19 protein-coding genes are annotated in these 17,746 nt (G+C 66.9%); 9 read left to right on the top strand and 10 right to left on the bottom strand.

All coding sequences use genetic code 11. The annotated features are described in order from the left end of the window. Positions 1-44 precede the first annotated feature (44 nt). From ligK to JW805_12165, 3 genes are all read left to right on the top strand, one after another. Complete coding sequence (ligK, locus tag JW805_12175) at positions 45-716, top strand: 4-carboxy-4-hydroxy-2-oxoadipate aldolase/oxaloacetate decarboxylase (protein MBN2972774.1); 672 nt, start codon at positions 45-47, stop codon at positions 714-716. A gap of 144 nt (positions 717-860) precedes the next feature. Beyond that, a complete protein-coding gene (locus tag JW805_12170; GenBank protein ID MBN2972773.1) occupies positions 861-1,895 on the top strand; it encodes a 4-oxalomesaconate tautomerase in 1,035 nt (344 codons plus the stop codon). After that, a complete protein-coding gene (locus tag JW805_12165) occupies positions 1,802-2,779 on the top strand; it encodes an amidohydrolase family protein (protein ID MBN2972772.1) in 978 nt (325 codons plus the stop codon). The genes JW805_12170 and JW805_12165 overlap by 94 nt, the downstream gene beginning before the upstream one ends. A gap of 171 nt (positions 2,780-2,950) precedes the next feature. On the opposite strand, the gene JW805_12160 is transcribed toward JW805_12165, so the two are convergent. From JW805_12160 to JW805_12130, 7 genes are all read right to left on the bottom strand, one after another. Beyond that, positions 2,951-3,091 carry an entericidin A/B family lipoprotein gene (locus JW805_12160; protein ID MBN2972771.1) on the bottom strand — a complete coding sequence of 47 codons (141 nt, stop codon included), beginning with the start codon at positions 3,089-3,091 and terminating at the stop codon, positions 2,951-2,953. Between the two features lie 65 nt (positions 3,092-3,156). Then, a complete protein-coding gene (locus JW805_12155) occupies positions 3,157-4,035 on the bottom strand; it encodes a hypothetical protein (GenBank protein MBN2972770.1) in 879 nt (292 codons plus the stop codon). Between the two features lie 7 nt (positions 4,036-4,042). Further along, positions 4,043-4,246, bottom strand: coding sequence for a hypothetical protein (locus tag JW805_12150; GenBank protein ID MBN2972769.1), 204 nt, complete (start codon positions 4,244-4,246; stop codon positions 4,043-4,045). Then, positions 4,243-5,769, bottom strand: coding sequence for a PAS domain S-box protein (locus JW805_12145; protein MBN2972768.1), 1,527 nt, complete (start codon positions 5,767-5,769; stop codon positions 4,243-4,245). Before JW805_12145 ends, JW805_12150 begins: the two co-directional genes overlap by 4 nt. Before the next feature lie 11 nt (positions 5,770-5,780). Continuing rightward, positions 5,781-6,152 carry a CsbD family protein gene (locus JW805_12140; protein MBN2972767.1) on the bottom strand — a complete coding sequence of 124 codons (372 nt, stop codon included), beginning with the start codon at positions 6,150-6,152 and terminating at the stop codon, positions 5,781-5,783. Positions 6,153-6,197: 45 nt separating this feature from the next. After that, the gene (locus tag JW805_12135) at positions 6,198-6,518 is read right to left on the bottom strand and encodes a hypothetical protein (GenBank protein ID MBN2972766.1); all 321 of its coding nucleotides are present in this window, start codon (positions 6,516-6,518) and stop codon (positions 6,198-6,200) included. A 106-nt stretch (positions 6,519-6,624) separates the two neighbouring features. Beyond that, entirely contained in the window at positions 6,625-6,777 is a 153-nt protein-coding gene (locus JW805_12130; protein MBN2972765.1) for a hypothetical protein, read from the bottom strand. An 89-nt stretch (positions 6,778-6,866) separates the two neighbouring features. Between JW805_12130 and uvrC the strand changes: the two genes are divergently transcribed. After that, positions 6,867-8,960 (top strand): excinuclease ABC subunit UvrC, encoded by a 2,094-nt coding sequence (uvrC, locus tag JW805_12125; protein MBN2972764.1) that lies wholly within the window; start codon positions 6,867-6,869, stop codon positions 8,958-8,960. Positions 8,961-9,080: 120 nt separating this feature from the next. On the opposite strand, the gene JW805_12120 is transcribed toward uvrC, so the two are convergent. Genes JW805_12120 through JW805_12110 form a run of 3 tightly spaced genes read right to left on the bottom strand, consistent with a single transcriptional unit; the run spans position 9,081 to position 12,507 of the window. Further along, positions 9,081-9,452, bottom strand: a complete 372-nt coding sequence (locus tag JW805_12120; GenBank protein ID MBN2972763.1) for a hypothetical protein — start codon at positions 9,450-9,452, stop codon at positions 9,081-9,083. Then, on the bottom strand, positions 9,430-10,269 hold the full coding sequence (locus tag JW805_12115; GenBank protein ID MBN2972762.1) for a hypothetical protein: 840 nt from the start codon (positions 10,267-10,269) through the stop codon (positions 9,430-9,432). The genes JW805_12120 and JW805_12115 overlap by 23 nt, the downstream gene beginning before the upstream one ends. Before the next feature lie 48 nt (positions 10,270-10,317). Further along, positions 10,318-12,507: an N-6 DNA methylase gene (locus JW805_12110; protein MBN2972761.1), complete on the bottom strand. Its 2,190-nt coding sequence runs from the start codon at positions 12,505-12,507 to the stop codon at positions 10,318-10,320. Positions 12,508-12,783: 276 nt separating this feature from the next. Between JW805_12110 and JW805_12105 the strand changes: the two genes are divergently transcribed. The 5 genes from JW805_12105 to JW805_12085 all read left to right on the top strand — a co-directional run bounded on the left by JW805_12105 (position 12,784) and on the right by JW805_12085 (position 17,716). After that, a complete protein-coding gene (locus JW805_12105; GenBank protein MBN2972760.1) occupies positions 12,784-13,734 on the top strand; it encodes a polysaccharide deacetylase family protein in 951 nt (316 codons plus the stop codon). Then, entirely contained in the window at positions 13,731-14,627 is an 897-nt protein-coding gene (locus JW805_12100) for a GNAT family N-acetyltransferase (protein MBN2972759.1), read from the top strand. Before JW805_12105 ends, JW805_12100 begins: the two co-directional genes overlap by 4 nt. Before the next feature lie 161 nt (positions 14,628-14,788). Beyond that, positions 14,789-15,520, top strand: coding sequence for a DNA repair protein RecO (recO, locus tag JW805_12095; GenBank protein MBN2972758.1), 732 nt, complete (start codon positions 14,789-14,791; stop codon positions 15,518-15,520). Positions 15,521-15,569: 49 nt separating this feature from the next. Beyond that, positions 15,570-16,616 (top strand): 3-isopropylmalate dehydrogenase, encoded by a 1,047-nt coding sequence (gene leuB, locus JW805_12090; GenBank protein ID MBN2972757.1) that lies wholly within the window; start codon positions 15,570-15,572, stop codon positions 16,614-16,616. After that, on the top strand, positions 16,613-17,716 hold the full coding sequence (locus tag JW805_12085; GenBank protein ID MBN2972756.1) for a glycosyltransferase family 2 protein: 1,104 nt from the start codon (positions 16,613-16,615) through the stop codon (positions 17,714-17,716). Before leuB ends, JW805_12085 begins: the two co-directional genes overlap by 4 nt. The last annotated feature ends 30 nt before the right edge of the window (positions 17,717-17,746 follow it).

Below are 17,746 nucleotides of genomic sequence, written 5' to 3'. Positions count from 1 at the left end.
GCGCGCCCGGGCGGACGACGCCGCCGACATTCGAAAGGATCGCCATGACCGTCGTCGTTCAGAATATCGATCGCGCCGATCCGGCCGTCATCGACGGCCTGGCCGCCGCCGGGGTCGCGACGGTGCACGAGGCGCAGGGTCGGATCGGCCTGCTTGCCCATTACATGCGACCCATCTACCCCGGCGCGCGCGTCGCTGGCAGCGCGGTGACCATCTCTGCCGCGCCCGGCGACAACTGGATGGTGCATGTCGCGATCGAGCAGCTGAAGGCGGGTGACATGTTGGTCCTCGCGCCGACGTCCCCATGTGTCGACGGCTATTTCGGCGACCTGCTGGCGACCAGCGCGATGGCGCGCGGCTGCCGCGGGCTGGTGATCGATGCGGGCGTACGCGACGTGCGCGACCTGACCCAGATGGGCTTTCCGGTGTGGTCGAAGGCGGTGTTCGCGCAAGGAACGGTCAAGAACACGCTGGGATCGGTCAACGTGCCGATCGTCTGCGCCGGAGCCGCGATCGAGGCGGGGGACGTGATCGTCGCCGACGACGACGGCGTGTGCGTGGTCAAGCGCGCCGACGCGGCGGCAGTGCTGGCCAAGGCGCAGGCGCGCGAAGCGGCGGAAGAGGCCAAGCGCCAGCGGCTCGCGGCGGGGGAGCTGGGCCTCGACATCTACGACATGCGACCGCGGCTCGAAGCGATGGGGCTGAAATATGTGTAAGGCGGCAATCCTCCCCTGCAAGGGGAGGGGGACCGCCGCGAAGCGGTGGTGGAGGGGTGTCCCGCTATCGAGAGGGCAACACCCCTCCGTCAGCGCTTCGCGCTGCCACCTCCCCTTGCAGGGGAGGATCTCGTGACCCGCTGCATGTGGATGCGCGGGGGCTCGTCGAAGGGCGGCTATTTCCTGCGCGACGACCTGCCTGCCGACCCGGCGACCCGAGACGCCTTTCTGCTGCGCGTCATGGGCTCGCCCGATCCGCGCCAGATCGACGGGATGGGCGGCGTTGATCCGCTGACCAGCAAGGTCGCGGTCGTCAGCCGGTCGGAGCGCCCAGGCGTCGACGTCGACTATCTGTTCCTTCAGGTCTTCGTCGATACGGCCGTGGTCACCGATGCGCAGAATTGCGGCAACATCCTTGCCGGCGTCGGCCCCTTTGCGATCGAGCGTGGGCTGGTGCCGGCGCAGGACGGCGAAACCCGCGTCGCGATCTTCATGGAAAATACCGGGCAGGTTGCCGTCGCCACCGTCCAGACGCCGGGCGGGCGCGTGACCTATGCCGGCGATGCGACGATCAGCGGCGTGCCGGGCAGTGCAGCGCCGGTGCCGCTGGCGTTCCGCGATACCGCGGGGTCATCGTGCGGCGCGCTGCTGCCGACCGGGAACGGCGTCGACACGATCGACGGTATCGCCTGCACGCTGATCGACAACGGGATGCCGTGCGTGGTCATCGCCGCCGGCGACGTTGGCATAACCGGCTATGAGGATCGCGAGACGCTGGATGCGAACACTGACATGAAGGCCAGGGTCGAGGCGATCCGGTTGCAGGCCGGGCCGCTGATGAACCTGGGCGATGTCGCCGAAAAATCGGTGCCCAAGATGATGTTGGTGGCCGCGCCGCAGCAGGGTGGCGCGATCGCGGTACGTTCGCTGATCCCGCATCGCGTCCATGCCTCGATCGGGGTGCTCGGCGCCGTCAGCGTCGCCACCGCCTGCCTGATCGACGGCTCTCCTGCCGCCGCCGTCGCGCAGGTGCCGCAGGGCAAGCGACTGACGCTCGGCGTCGAGCATCCGACCGGCGTCACCGAATGCGTCGTGACGCTGGACGACGACGGCCAGCCGGTCGAAGCCGGCATGCTGCGCACCGCGCGCAAATTGATGGATGGGGAGGTTTTTGCGTGAAGGATGCCGATGGCCGGATTCGCAGCTGGACGCTGACCCCTTCGCGCCCGAACTTCGTCCCCCCGCCGGGTGCGGTCGATGCGCATTGCCACGTCTTCGGCCCGCAGGCGGACTTTCCGTTCAGCGCCAAGGCGAAATACCTGCCGCAGGACGCCGACGCGCCCGCGCTGTTCGCGCTGCGCCGGCAGCTGGGGTTCAGCCGCAACGTGATCGTCCAGGCGAGTTGCCACGGCACCGACAACCGCGCGACGCTCCATGCGATCGCGGTGTCGGACGGCACATGCCGCGGTGTCGCGGTGGTCGATCCGGCGATCGGCGACGACGAGCTCGATGCGCTGCATGTGGGCGGCATCCGCGGGGTCAGGTTCAATTTCCTGAAACGCCTGGTCGATGACGCGCCCAAGGACAAGTTCCTCGACGTCGCCCACCGGATCGCGCGGCTCGGCTGGCACGTCGTCGTCTATTTCGAAGCCGATATATTGGACGAGATGCGGCCCTTCCTGGATGCGATCCCGGTACCGATCGTCGTCGACCACATGGGCCGCCCCGACGTACGCCAAGGCCCCGACGGTGCGGACATGACCGCGTTTCGCGCACTGCTCGACAGCCGGGCGGATATCTGGACGAAGGTGACGTGCCCCGACCGGCTCGATCCGGCGGGACCGCCCTATGCCGATTTTGTCCGTGCGGTGCGGCCGCTGGTGGAGGCGTATCCCGATCGCGTGCTGTGGGGCACCGATTGGCCGCATCCGAACATGGAAACGGTGCTGCCCGACGACGGCGCTCTGGTGGACGTCATCCCGCAGATCGCGCCGACCGACGCATTGCAGCGCAAGCTGCTCGTCGACAATCCGATGCGCCTCTACTGGCCGGACGAGGTCTGAGCGACCCGGCGCCGACGTGGCTCCGAGCCACCAACGTCACTGGGCCCCGGCGGAGGTCGGGGCCCAGTTGGATCAGCGAATTCGGTGAAGCTCGTAACGTAGCCCGGCTGCATCCCGGCCGTCGCCGGGGCCGGGGCGGAAGTCCCGCCCCAGCCAGCGCATCCGATCGGCTTACTTCCCGTTCTCGCCCGACGCGCCCGAGATGGCGTCGCCGGCGGACTTTAGGTCCTTACCGGCGCCGTTGACGGTGTTGCAGGCGCTCACGCCGAACAGAATGGCCAGGCTGGTCGCCACGGCGATCTTGCGGGTCATGACGTATCTCCTTCGTCGTTAAAACGGGGTGCGGCGGGCCTGGTACGCCGGCCCGCCACGAACACTCAGCAAAGGCGGCGGCGTGCGGCCGTCGTTGCGCCGAAAGCGGCAGCACCGGCGCCGGCGAGCAACGCGAGGACCAGAAGGAACGAGGTGCTGGCGGCCGCGCCGGCAACCGCATCGGTCGCTTTCTTCGCACCCTCGATCGTCTCGTTCTTCGTCTGGACGAAGTCGGCCTTGGCGCGGGTGACCTGCGCCTGAGCCTCCGGGCGGCTGATCTTGCGCTGGGCGGCGACGATGTCGACGATGCGGCTCTCGGCACGCTGGCCGTCCGTACCACCACGGGCGAGAGCCGGCAGTTCACGCGCGATTTCGGCCTGCGCCTGTTCCGACGACATCTGCGCCGGGTCGGACGGTGCGTCCGACAGATATTTGGCCGCTTCCTGGCGAACATCGGTCGCACTCACGCCCGATGCCTGTGCGACCTGGGGTGCGGCGGCACCCACCGTCGCGCCGGCTGCGGTCGCGACCGTGCCGACGGTGCGGAACGCGCCGCCGATGATCCCGCCGACCGCGGAGGTCAGCAGATAGAGCGTCAGGATCAGCGTGACGCCCCACACGACCAGGCCGTGTACCAGCGCGTCGAACTTCTCGGTCACGCCCGACACGCGCGCCGCGGCATAGCCGCCCGCGCCCAGCGCCACGACCGTCGTTACCAGCCAGTACAGCCCCGCGCCGATGCCGAATCCGGTCGCGCCGGGCGTTGTGCCGTCGGTCGGGTCGACCATCGACAGGCCGATGCCGGTGCCCAGAATGCCGAGCAGCAGCTGCACCGCCACCGCGATCACCACGCCGGCGAAGATCGCGCCCCACGAGACGCGGCGTCCGGGACGTGCGACTGCCGTTTCATACGGTACAGCCCCGCCTGCTAGCTGAGTTGCCACTTTAGCTTTACTCCTGTTCCTGTTGGTTCGTTTTGCCGCCCCGCGTGTAGCTGGCGCGGCGTTGTTCCGCGCGGCCCGTGCGGACCGCGGCATCGTCGCCGATCAGCTTGCCGATCGTTACGCGGGCCGCGCCCTTGGCGTGCCGCGTCGTCGGCGATCCCGATCGCGAGGAAGTCTTGGAAGGCTTGGAAGGCTTGGCGTCGTCGGTCATTCGCTGCGCTCCCGCTGGCCGATCGCGACCGCGTCGCTGTCGAACCCGCGCGCCCGTGCCCAGGCGGCCGCGGCGGTGCGGCGATGCACGCCGATCTTGCCGTAGATGCGGGCGACGTGATTGCGCACGGTGTTGCCCGACACGCCCAGCGTTCGCGCGATGCTCTTGTCGTCCAACCCGCGGCAGATCAGCGCCAGCACCTCGCGTTCGCGCGCCGTCAGGTCGTTCAAACCGACGCCCGTTTCGTCGGGCTGCGGCGCGCGCAGCCGGGCGAGCTTGTCCATGATCGATCGGCTGAACCAGCTGGCGTCCTTCATCACCGCCTCGATCGCCTCGACCAGCTCCAGCTCGGTTGCCTTGCGCTGGGTGATGTCCTGGAACGCCCACAGCACGCAGGCATCGTCACCCAGGTGGATGACCTCGGTCGACACCAGGCTTTCGATCCGGCCGCCATCCCTGGCCAGGATGCCAGCCTCGTGCCCGCGCAGGTCGCGGCCGGCCTCAATCGCGGCTTCGATTTCGGTGCGCGTCGCGTCGCTCGACCACAGGCCGACGTCGGCAAGCGAGCGGCCGATGATCTCGGGCGAGGCATAGCCGGTCAGCTCGGTGAAGCTGGCATTGACTTCGCACAGCAGATGTCCGTCGCGCGCCCCGATCGCCATCGGGATCGGTGCCATCTGGAAGGTGCGGGTGAACCGCTCCTCGCTATGGCGCAGCGCCGCCTCGGCCTTTCGCCGCGGCTCCAGATCGGCGAAGGTGAAGAGGATGCAGGGCTCGTCGCCCATGTCGATCGGCTGTCCTGCGACGATGACCAGCTTGGTGCCGCCGCCCGGCAGCTCGAGCTCGGCCTCCATCTGCGGAATGGTGCGGCCCTCGGCCAATCGCTCCTTCGCCAGGTCGCGCTGCTCGGCGCTGCGCAACACGTCGATGTCGTAGACGGTCTTGCACAGCACCTGGTCGCGCGCGTGACCGGTCATGTCCAGAAACCCCTGGTTGACCTTCACGAAACGCAGGTCGGACAGGCGGCAGATGACGGCGGGTGCCGGATTGGCGTTGAACGATTGTTCGAACCGATCCTCCGCCTCGTAGCGCGCGGTGACGTCCTGGACGATCATCACGACGCAGGCGGGATCGCCGTCATCTTCGTCGTTCAGCACCAGGCTGCGGACCTGATGGACCCAGCGCGGCGCGTCTTCGCCCGCCACGGTCACTTCGACCACGACTTCGGAAAACGCCTCGCCCGCCACGACGCGGCCGATCGGATAATCGTCGGCGTCCAGCCGGTGATTGTTGCGATAGCGCAGCTGGAAGCGCGCACGATAATCGTCGACCGTCTGCCCCAGCTGCTCCAGCCGCTCGACGCCATGCATGGCGAGCGCGGCCGGATTGGCCCAGAGCAGGCTCTCGTCCGGGTCGATCAGCACAACGCCTTCGTCCAGACCGGCGACGATCTGCTGCAGATGCCGCAGGTCCGTGGTCTCGCGAAGGGTCTTCAGCGACGGCAAGGAAGGGGCGGTCGACATGGAGGGAAGGCTCAGTCGCGACGCCCGTGAACCAGCCAGCCCAGCGCATAGCCGCCGATCAGCGCGCCGGCCGCCCACAACAGGCGGTCGTCGCCCTGCCTGGCGAGGTCGGCGGCCGACCTGGCGCCGCGGCGCGCGGCGTCGGTCGCGCGGTCGGCGGCGGCGTCGAGCTTTTCGCGGGCATGGTCGATCAGGCCTGGCGTCGCGTCGGCGACGTCTTCGGCGACCGACTGGGCGCGGCCGAACATGTTCTCGCCGGCGCCTGCGACCTGGTCGACGACCCCGGCCACCTGCCAGTCGCGGCGGTCGACCGCGTCGCCGACCGCTTTCTCGATCTTGCCACCGACATAGCGGGCGCCACCGCGCACTTCATGCTTGTTCATGACGAACCTCCAATTGCTGAATTTTCGGGAGAGGCTGGGCGCGCGTCAGGGCAGGACGCTGCACGCGGCAGCCGCCTTGCCGACCGCGATCGCGATTTCGGGATCGCGGATTTCGCCGGCGACGCGCACCAGATCGCTGGGGGTCAGCCGGGTCGGATCGGTATCGCCCTTCCGATAGGCGGCCGCGGCGCGTCCCAGCTGTTGCAGCTGGCCGAGCGACAGGTCGCTTTCCAACCGCGTGCCGACGCAAGCCGACCGCTCCGCGTCCAGGCCATAGCGTTCCAGGCCCGTGGCGATCCGCCGCGACGGGGCGGCACAGGCAGTAACGGCTAGCCCGGCGACACAGGCGATTACGATGGTTCTCACCCGACATCTCCGTCGACCGGCGGCACCATGCGGCCGGTCAGGCGGGATTAACTTTTGTTAGGCTGGAGTGTTCCTGGTATCTTTGGGGTAAGCTATTAGTCCTCTTCTACCCCAAATCCGCGGCGCGCCGGGCATAAGCGGCGGCGAACTGCTCATGTGCGACGCGCGATGCCGCCAGTGTCGCCCGGTCGGCGAGTGCGCGGTGATCGGCGCTCCGCTTGAGCAGATAGGCGTGCTCGTCTGCCGATGCCGTGACCATGACCGTCTCCCGACTCGTGAAGGAAGCGGAAGGGTAGGGGCCGGCCGGTCGATGCGATATGGTACAAAAGAACCGGCGCCGCGGCGCATATGTCCCAGCCGTCGCCGCCGTCAGCCAGTCGGGAGCGATGCTTCGTCGATCGCCAGTCGGTTCTGTTCCTCGTCCAGGTCGAACTGCTGGGCAACCGATTGGCTGCAAGGGCGTACCATTCGGTGCGCGAACATGCCGCATTGCCCTCGCCCTTGCGGATTCCTAAGTCGGCACGCGTGATCGATCCCGCCTCCCCCAACCGATTCAACGAGGAAGCCGCCACCTATACCGTCCGCGGCAGCGACGCGCCCGACCTGGAGGCGGGGGTGGCGGCGATCCGCAACGTCGTCCAGACGCTGCCGGTGCGCCCCGGCGTGTACCGGATGCACGACGCCAAGGGCGATGTGCTGTACGTCGGGAAGGCGCGTGCGCTGAAGAACCGCGTGACCAACTATACCCAGGTCACCCGCCTGACGAAGCGGTTGCAGCGCATGGTTGCGCAGACGCGGTCGATGACGATCGTCACCACCAACAACGAGGCCGAGGCGCTGCTGCTCGAGGCGCAGCTGATCAAACGCTATCGCCCGCCCTACAACGTCCTGCTGCGCGACGACAAAAGCTTCCCCTTCATCCTGCTGCGCGCCGATCACGACTTCCCGCGCATCCAGAAGCATCGCGGCGCCCGGCGGGCGAAGGGCAATTACTACGGCCCCTTCGCCAGTGCCGGCAGTGTCAACAACACGTTGAATGCGCTGCAGAAGCTGTTCCTGCTGCGGTCGTGCACCGACGGCTTCTTCAAGACCCGCGACCGGCCGTGCCTGCTTTATCAGATCAAGCGCTGCTCGGCGCCGTGCGTCGGGCGGATCGACAAGGCGGGCTATGCCGACCTCGTCGAGGATTCGAAGAAATTCCTCGCCGGCAAGGCGACCGACGTCCAGGCGAAGCTCGGCGCGCAGATGACCGCTGCGGCGGAGAATATGGACTTCGAACTGGCCGCGGTGCTGCGCGACCGGCTGAAGGCGCTGACCTTCATCCAGGGCACGCAGTTCATCAATGCCGAAGGCGTCGGCGATGCCGACATCTTCGCGCTCGCCTGCCACGAAGGGGTGATGGGCATCCAGGCCTTCTTCATCCGCGGCGGCCAGAATTGGGGCCACCGCAGCTTCTTCCCCGCGCACACCGGCGAGGTTGCGGAGGACGAGGTGCTGACCCAGTTCCTCGCCCAATTCTACGAAGACGTGCCACCGGCGCGAACGATCCTGCTCGACCGCGAGTTGCCCGAGGGCGAGCTGCTCGCCCAGGCGCTGGGCGAGGCGGCGGGCTACAAGGTCGCGCTGTCGGTGCCCCAGCGCGGCACGCGCAAGCGGCTGATGGAGCAGGCGCAGCGCAACGCCCGCGAAGCGCTCGAACGGCGTCTGGCCGAAAGCACCACCCAGGCCCGGCTCAACCGCGAGCTCGCCGAACTGTTCGAACTGCCCGAGCCGCCCGACCGGATCGAGGTCTACGACAACAGCCACATCCAGGGCACCAATGCGCTGGGTGCGATGGTCGTCGCGGGGCCGGAGGGTTTCCGCAAGGGCCAGTATCGCAAGTTCAACATCAAGCAGGCGGCGACCGACGACGATTACGCGATGATGCGCGAAGTGCTGACCCGCCGCTTCGCCCGCGCGCTGGAGGAAAACCCCGACCGCGACAGCGGCGAATGGCCCGATCTGGTGCTGCTCGACGGCGGCCGTGGCCAGCTGAATGCAGCGAAGGCGGTGCTGGAGGATCTGGGGATCGAGGATGTGGTGCTCGTCGGTGTCGCCAAGGGCCCGCACCACGGCCGCGAGGGGCGCGAGGTCTTCCACCTGATGGACGGCCGCGAACTGACCCTGCCGGTCAACTCGCCCTTGCTCTTCTACCTCCAGCGCCTGCGCGACGAAGTCCACCGCTTCGCGATCGGCGCGCATCGGGCGAAGCGCGCGAAGGCGATCGGGGCGAGTCCGTTGGATGAAGTCCCCGGCATCGGTCCGGCGCGGAAGAAGGCATTGCTGATGCACTTCGGCACGGGGCGCGCGGTGCGCAACGCGTCGTTGGCGGATCTGCAGAAGGCGCCGGGGGTGAGTGCGGCAGTGGCGCAGCAGGTGTATGATTTTTATCACGCCCGCTAGCGCGGGCAGCGATTAGCCCGAGCTAATCGCCCCTCGCGCAAGGGCGGCCGGCGGGGCCGCCCCGGCCCCGTCCGACGACGCGGCTTTGCCGCGGCGCGCTTCTAGCCACCACCCTTAGGATCAGCAGTCCCGTCCCGGCATCTTGTGCCGATAATCGGCGATTGGCAGGACGTCCTGATCCGGCCCGCGGGCATGATACCGTACGATTTTTTCAGGTGTCGCGCGTTTGACGTCGGTAAGATCTTCGCGAACGAACTGTTTCGCCGCTGCCAAGGCCGCTTGATCGCGCCGCAGGCCAGTCACATCGGCCTCGGCGATCCATAGAATGCCGTTTTCTTCTCTAGCCGAGAGGCGCCCAGCGATTGCGAGCATTTCCACCTTGCGTGGCGCCATCGCCAGAAGCTTCGCGGCGTAGGGCAGCGCAAACCAAAAGGCATGATCGCGCTCGATCGTTCGCGGGCGTTTTGTTTTAGGCATCCGCGTCCCACCCACTCCGATCCAGCCCCCGCATCGCCTGCGTGATTGCCACCGTATCGACACTCACCCGCACGACCTTCGCCAGCAGCGCGATCATGCTCTCCTTGTAATCGGCGAAGCGATAGGTGTTGAATTTCTCGCGGATCGTGGGATCGCGCGGGGTCTTTTCCTTGTGCTGGTCGAGCACCCAGTCGATTGCCGACCGGTTGCCCAGCCGATAGTCCCACGCCTCCGGCGGAATGCCGGTGATCTGCGTATCCTCGTCGACCCGCACGATGCCCTGGTCGGGCACCGATTTCAGGATCGGCTTCGGACTGGTTACTTCGGCGCGCTTCGGGTTCGGCGTCTCGACCCGCTCGACCGGCCAGGGGGCGACGTCCTCATAGCCGATGTGCATGTCCATCAGCGCCTGCCCCCACGCCGACCAGCGCGCGAAGTCGGGATACAGGGGGATGCGCGGAAACTCGCGCTTCAGGTTCAGCGCGTAGGTTTCGCGATAGACCGGATCGTGGAGCACGGCATAGACATAGGTGAAGATCGTATCTTTGCTGACGCCCTTCTTGCCGTAGCGCGCGACGAACTTGTTGAGCGCCCAGTCGGTGATGTTGTCGACCCGCTCGCCGGATTTGAGGTAGCGGTAGCGGGCGACGCCCTGCGTACCGGCGTTCCCGGTCTTAAGCAGGTTTAAATCGAAAACGCCCGAAGTCGCCATTGCAGTAAGATGGTTTGACGATGCTACGCTACGAAAAGCGATCGTCAAATTATGGCTGCTTTTCCCGTAGAATTGACCCGTTCGGTAAGGCTGCCCGATGAGATGTTGGTCAAAATACAAATGCTGGCGAAAAAATGGCCGGAATTGTGATACTTGAATCAGGTTGAGCTAGAAATCTTTCTGAATGCCCTTTTGTCGATATTTATCGAGCTCTCGATCCCACTTGATAGCAGATCGAAGCTGGCTTTGAGAATCACTTCTTGTTTCTTCGTATGCATTTATAAGAAAACGCACTTTGTCTGAGAGGTCGTCAGCGCTTCGATCATAAACCCATTCATCACGCTGTGTCTTGGCACCATTGGTAATTAACTTAAAAATAGCGCGTGTGCTTGTTGATCGAGCATCATTCTTAGATTTGGGATCAACCAACGGCAGAAATGCCGTCCAACCGTGTGTCGCCTGATCCACCCAATCATGCCGCTTGTCCGGCAAGATCGTCTCGACCGGCAATCCTTCGAACGACCGCGCATTGCCGACCCACGCCAGCTTGTCGGCCGCCGTCTCCATCTCCGGCCGCCGTGCGTAGCGGATCACCGCACCGCCCTTGCCCTTCCGCTTGACCAGCAGCGCCACCATCACGCCGGTCTGGATACCGAACACATTATGCGTCGTGCCCGACAGCTTGGGATTGTCGCGCACGTCGCCACCCAGATCCAGCAGCCAGATGTCGCTGAACTCTCGCTCGGCGACCTTGCGGAACCCGTCATAGGCCGCCTTGGCGATCGGCTTGCGCCCGATGACGAAGGCGATGATGCCTTCGTCGCCGATCCTGTCGGACGCCCAGCGAACGAAGCGCGTGTACATGTCGTACACGCTGTTCATGTTCTGCGCCGTGCCTTCCCTGACGTACGTCTGCTTGATGCGCTGGTCGACGCGTTCGTAGGGGCGGTTGGCGTTGTTCTGGTTATAGTTTTCCTGCCACGCATTGTAGGGCGGGTTGCCGATGATGACGCTGATTTTGCGACGGTTCTGGCGCTTCACCCGCTCCATATTCTCGTCGGCCAGGCCACCGAGCAGGTCGAACTGGTGGCCTGAATAGATGCCCAGCGCCGCGACGTTGTCCAGCGTATCGACGAAGCACAGATTCTCATATTCCGCGAATTGCCCGGTGATCGCCTGGTACGTCGCCTCGATGTTCAGGTTGGCGACGTAGTACGGCAGGATCGCGACCTCGTTCGCGTGCAGTTCCTCCTTGTATTTGTGGCGCAGCTTGTCGTGGTTGCCGCGGAAATGCTCCAGCAGTTCGACGATGAAGGTGCCGGTGCCGGTCGCGGGGTCCAGGATCTCGACGCCGCGGTCGATCAGGTTCTTGCCGAAATGCTTCTCGCACAGCCAGTCAGCGCTGCGGATCATGAACCGCACGATTTCGCCCGGGGTATAGACGACGCCCAGCCGGTCGGCGGCCTTGCGGTTGTACGCCTTGTAGAAATCCTCGTAGAGCGCCTTCAGGAATCCCTGCTTTTCCGAATGGCTCTCGATCAGCGCGGCGGTCGCCTCGATCCCGGCGTAATAGGGCGCCAGCGCGCCGAGCAGGGTGCGTTTCTCCCCGCGGTCGAACAATTTGTCCTCCAGCTTGTACAGCTCGGCGGCGACATTGTTCTTGCGGTGAAAATCGGGGTCGTTGAACACCTTGGCGAAGATGTCCTCGGTCAGAACGTGCTGGATCAGCATCTCGCGCACATTGTCGTCGCTGACCGCCGGATTGATCGCGTCGCGGGCGTGTTTCAGGAACGCGGCGACCGCATCGGCGAAGTCCTGGGACGCCGCATGCTTCTCCGCGATCCGTTCGCGCAGCGCGACCAGGATGTGGGGCAGGTCGGCGGCGAACTTCTTCACCGCGCGGTTGAAATCGGCGATCTCGCGGCGTTCGTGCGCGAAGAAGCGGGTCAGCAGCAGCAGCAGGCTGTCGTCGTCCGCCTGCATGCCGGCGCGCAGCACTTCGGCACCGTCCTGCCACAGCACCGCGGTGCGATCGTCGGTGAAGACGATGTTGTCGCGCGGGTAACCCTTGCGGAACTTGGCTTGAATTTCCGCCTCCAGGTCGTCGGCCGCGTCCTTCGCTTCCCAATAGCCGAAGGGCACGCGCAAACTGTGGAGCAGCGCGCCGTCGACATAGATGCGCGTCATCCGGTTGGTCAGCAGGTCGTGTTCGGCGACGAATTGCAGGTCGTGCGCCTTGCCCCAACGCTTCAGCAGGTCCTTGAACGCTTCGCGCAGCACGCTCTCGCGCTGGCTGCCCGAAATGGCGCGCAGCCGGTCCAGCTCGGCACGATATTCGTTGATCAGTTGGCGGCTCACGCAGGGTCCTTTCGTCACGCTCGACGATGGGCGAAGCGCGCGGGGGCGGCAAGCGGGGATGGGTTCGCTTTGCGTATACCCGCTTGCAATGTTAGATTTCGTCTGCTCGGCTGGCGCCATCGCCGCGGCCCTGCCGCCACGCTCTTTGACAGGTTCCCAACCCGACGGCTTCCGGATGCGAAAAACCGCGTCTTGGCGTGAACTTCGTGACCTTCGCCGCGCGCACGCGCGCTGGCTTCGTCATTTCTTCACGCCCTGCGCGCTACGCTATTGCGCATGACCCCCGTCTTCCTGACCATCGACACCGAACTCATGTGGCGCCACCACGCCGCCGGGCTGCCGACCGCGGAGATCGTCCGCCGCTCGCTCGAACCCGCCGGGGTCGGCGTCGCCTATCAGCTCGAAATGCTGCGGCGTCATGGGCTGAAGGCGACTTTCTTCGTCGATCCGATGCCCGCGCTGGTCCACGGCCGCGATCATGTCGCGCGGGTGGTCGATGCGATCCTGGCCGGTGGCCAAGAGGTGCAGCTCCACCTCCACCCCAATTGGACCGCCGCCGATGCCGCCGACCGCAGCGCCCACGCCCGGTTCGAGCTGATCGAATATTCGCCGACCGAACAGCGCGCGCTGCTCGAACAGGCGCGCGATCTGCTCGTCGCTGCCGGCGCGCCGGTGCCGATCGCGTTCCGCGCGGGCAGCTATGCCGCGAACGACGACACGCTCGCGGCGCTGACCTCGCTCGGTTTCGCGTACGACAGCAGCCACAACGGCGCGCATCATCCGTGGCCCAGCGCGATCCAGCTGCCGGTGCGCCAGATCGCGCCGGTCGTGCGCGGCGGGCTGATCGAAGTACCGGTAACGGTGATCGAGGATCGCGCGGGCGCCCTGCGCCACTTCCAGCTCTGCGCCCTGTCGGTGGGGGAGATGCGCGCTGCGCTCGACCATGCCGCCGCCCATACCCATGCCGCGGTGACCATCGTCAGCCACGGCTTCGAACTCGCCAACCGCGCCGGCACCCACGTCAACGGCGTCCACGTCCGCCGCTTCGATGCCCTGTGTGCGCTGCTGGAGGCGCGGGCGGACCGGTTGCCGACCGCGCATTTCGCCGACCGCCCGGCGCTGCGGCTGACCGCTGAGGACGTGCCGCTCGGCCCCAACGCCTGGCGCACGCGCTGGCGACAGGCGGAGCAGCTCTGGTCGAACCTGGTATCGGAACGCGCGGCGTGAGTGTCGCAGCGCGGATACCGCTCAAATTTCAGGTCGGCGCGCGGACGGTCTTCAGCCTCGACCGGCAGTTGGTGCGCGTGCCATTGTCGCTCGACGATGCGCTGGCCGATCGCCGGCCGGCGCTGCCGCCGCTGTCGGGTGCCGACGGCTATCTCGTCACGTCGCTCCCCGAACCCCAGGCGGCGGCGGTCGCGGCGGTCGGGCAGGGGATGATCGCGGTTCTTCGCCAGCGTTACACCCGCTATTATGTCGACCTGTCGGTGGGGGAGGGCTGGTGGACCGGCCTGTCGGCCTCGACCCGCTCGACGCTCAAGCGCAAGGCGAAGAAGGCCGGCGCGCTGACCGTTCACAGCTATCGCACGCCCAATGAGATGGCGGCCTTCCACGCGATCGCGCGCGGTATCGCAGCCAAGACCTATCAGGAGCGCCTGCTCGGCGCCGCGCTGCCCGATACGCCGGCCTTCGTCAGGGCGATGACCGCTCTGGCCGCGGCGGATGACGTCCGGGCGTGGACGCTCGACGTGGACGGGGCGCCGGCGGCGTATCTCTACTGCCCGGCGCGCGGACGCGACCTGATCTACGAATATGTTGGGCACGACCCGGCGTTCGGTGCGCTGTCGGTCGGGACCCTGCTCCAGGTCGAGGCGCTCCGCGACCTGCTGGCCGAAGGTCGCTTCGCGCGGTTCGACTTCACGGAAGGGGAAGGGCAGCACAAGCGGACGCTGTCGACCGGCGGCGTGGCGTGCGTCGACCTGCTGCTGCTCCGGCGCACGCTGGCCAACCGCGCGGCGGTCGCGGCGCTGGGCGCGTTCGACGGCAGTGTGGCGCTGGCGAAGCGCGTGGTGGCGCGGGCGGGGCTGGAGGCGTTGGCGAAGCGCGTACGACGCGGCTGAACTTCCCTCTCCCCGTGGGAGAGGGAGGGAGCCGACGCAGTCGGCGGAAGGGTGAGGGCAGGGCTGGACGAGAGCGTTCATCGGCCTCATCCAACTTCGACTAGGCAGCACGCTGCCAAGTCTCCGTATCCTTCTCCCTCCGGAGAAGGGTAAGAGGGCCCATGCACCTTCGCAGCGCCGCCATCGTCCTCGCCGTCCGCCCCCACGGCGAGCATGGTGCGATCGTGCGCGCGCTGACCCCCGACGACGGCGTTCAGCCCGGCTACGTCCGCGGCGGTCATGGCCGGACGCTGCGGCCCGTGCTGCAACCCGCCAACACCATCCTCGGCGAATGGCGCGCACGGACGGAGGAGGCGCTCGCCAGCCTGACCGTCGAGCTGATCGCCAGCCGCGCGCCCCTCTATGCCGAGCCGCTCGCCGCCGCCGCGCTCGACTGGGTCACCGCGCTGACCGCCGCCGCGTTGCCGGAAGCGCAACCCTATCCCCAGGTCCATGCCGCGCTGTCGGGCGTGATCCATGCCGTGGAGGCCGCGCCCGGCGCGCGCGGCTGGGCGGTTGCGCTGGTGCGCTTCGAGCTGTTGCTGCTCGCCGAGATGGGCTTCGGGCTCGACCTGTCCGAATGCGTGGCGACCGGCGCAACCGACGATCTGGCCTATGTCAGTCCAAAAAGCGGGGGCGCGGTCAGTCGTGCGGCCGCGGTTGGGTACGAAGCGCGACTGCTGCGCTGTCCGCCGTTCCTGCGGGGCGGCGGTGCGGCCGATTGGAACGACATCCTCGACGGGCTGGCGCTCACCGGCCGCTTCCTCGAACGTGACCTGCTCCACGGCCGCGCTGCCGAAGCCCTGGCCGCGCGCGAGCGATTGGTTGCGCGGATGAAACGCGCTCTCTCTTGACACTGCGCGCCTCGGAAGGGAGGGCGTGCCCGCTTAACGAGGGTTTACACTGATGCCGCTGATCGCCCTGCTGCCCGGAGACGGGATCGGACCCGAAGTCGTTGCCGAGGCGCGGCGTGTGCTCGAGGCGCTCGACCTTGGCCTGTCGTTCGAAAGTGCGCCGGTCGGTGGTGCGGCCTATGAAGCGCTCGGCCATCCGCTGCCGGTCTCGACGCTCGATCTCGCGCAGCAGGCCGATGCAGTGTTGTTCGGCGCGGTCGGCGATGCCCGCTACGACAGCCTGGAACGGGCGTTCCGTCCCGAACAGGCGATCCTGGGGCTGCGCAAGGCGCTCGGCCTGTTCGCCAATCTGCGCCCGGCGAAGCTGTTCGCGGGGCTGGAGGACGCCTCTGCGCTGAAACCCGATGTGGCGGGCGCGATCGACCTGGTCATCGTCCGCGAACTGAACGGCGACGTCTATTTCGGCGAGAAGGGCCAGCGCACGACTGCCGAAGGGCGGCGCGAAGGCTATGACATCATGTCCTATGACGAGGACCAGGTGCGCCGCATCGCCCATGTCGGCTTCCAGACCGCGCGCGGCCGCACCGGCAAGCTCTGCTCGGTCGACAAGGCGAACGTGCTGGAAACCTCGCAACTGTGGCGCGACGTTGTGAACGAAGTCGCGGACGCGTATCCCGACGTCGACCTGACGCACATGTACGTCGACAACGCCGCGATGCAGCTGGTGCGCAATCCCGGCCAGTTCGATACGATCGTCACCGGCAATCTGTTCGGCGACATCCTGTCCGACCAGGCGAGCATGTGCGCCGGCTCGATCGGCATGCTGCCGTCGGCCTCGCTCGATGGCAGCGGCAAGGGAATGTACGAGCCGATCCACGGCTCCGCCCCCGACATCGCCGGCCAGGGCAAGGCGAACCCCTGCGCGACGATCCTGTCGGCGGCGATGCTGCTCCGGCACTCGCTGAAGGCGCCGGACGCGGCCGACCGGATCGAGGCGGCGGTGACCGCGGCGCTCGTGTCGGGCGCGCGCACGCCGGATATTGGCGGTACGTTGACCACCTCCGCCATGGGCGACGCGGTGCTCGCCCAGCTGTGAGCGACCTGCTCGAAATCGCGGTCGTCGTTCCGGTTTTCAACGAACGCGACAATGTCGCGACGTTGGTCGCCAGGCTCGACCAGGCGTTGGTCGGCCATCGCTGGGAAGCGATCTTCGTCGACGATGACTCGCCCGACGGCACGGCCGACGTCGCGCGCGAGCTCGCCCGGCTCGACACGCGGGTGCGCGTCATCCAGCGCATCGGCCGGCGCGGGCTGTCGTCGGCCTGTATCGAGGGGATGTGCGCGACCGCCGCCCCGGTCGTCGCGGTCATCGACGGCGACCTCCAGCATGACGAGACGCTGTTGCCCAAGATGCTGGCGGCGTTCGGCGAGGACGCCAGCCTCGATGTCGTCGTCGGATCGCGTTTCGTCGATGGCGGCGGGACCGGCGACTGGGACAGCGACCGCGTGGCCAAGTCGGCGCTGGCGACCAAATTGTCGCGCCGCGTGCTGGCACAGGATCTGAGCGACCCGATGTCGGGCTTCTTCGCGATTCGCGCCGATCGGCTGCGCGCGATCGCGCCGAAGCTGTCGGGGATCGGCTTCAAGATCCTGCTCGACATCATGACCGCCAGCCCCCAGCCGCTGCGGTTCCGCGAACTTCCCTACGTCTTCCGCGTGCGCGAGGCGGGCGAGAGCAAGCTCGATCACGTCGTCGCGATGGAATATCTCATCGCGCTCTACGACCGGATGTTCGGCAAGATCATTCCGGTGCGCTTCGCGATGTTTTCCGGCATCGGCGCGCTGGGGGCTGCGGTGCACCTGGCGACCGTGTGGCTCTTCTTCCAGGCGCTGGGCGTGAATTTCGTCGTAGCGACGATCGTGGCGACCTTGGTCGCGATGACGTTCAACTTCTTCCTGAACAATGCGCTGACCTACCGCGACCGTCGCCTGACGGGGGCCAAGGCGCTGCTCGGCGGCTGGATCAGCTTCTGTATCGTCTGCTCGGTCGGCGGTGCCGCCAACGTCGGCGTCGCGTCGTTCCTGCACGAGGTCCAGCAGGGCGGCTGGGCCGCATCTTCGCTCGCCGGCATCGTCGTCGCTGCGGTCTGGAATTTCGCGCTCAGTTCGCGCTTCACCTGGGGACGGTACAAGTAAATCCCCGAATTCGTCATTCCCGCAAAGGCG

The sequence above is a fragment of the Roseomonas aeriglobus genome, from assembly GCA_016937575.1.
GTDB lineage: Bacteria > Pseudomonadota > Alphaproteobacteria > Sphingomonadales > Sphingomonadaceae > Sphingomonas > Sphingomonas aerigloba.
This window is presented reverse-complemented; position numbering and strand designations above follow the sequence as displayed.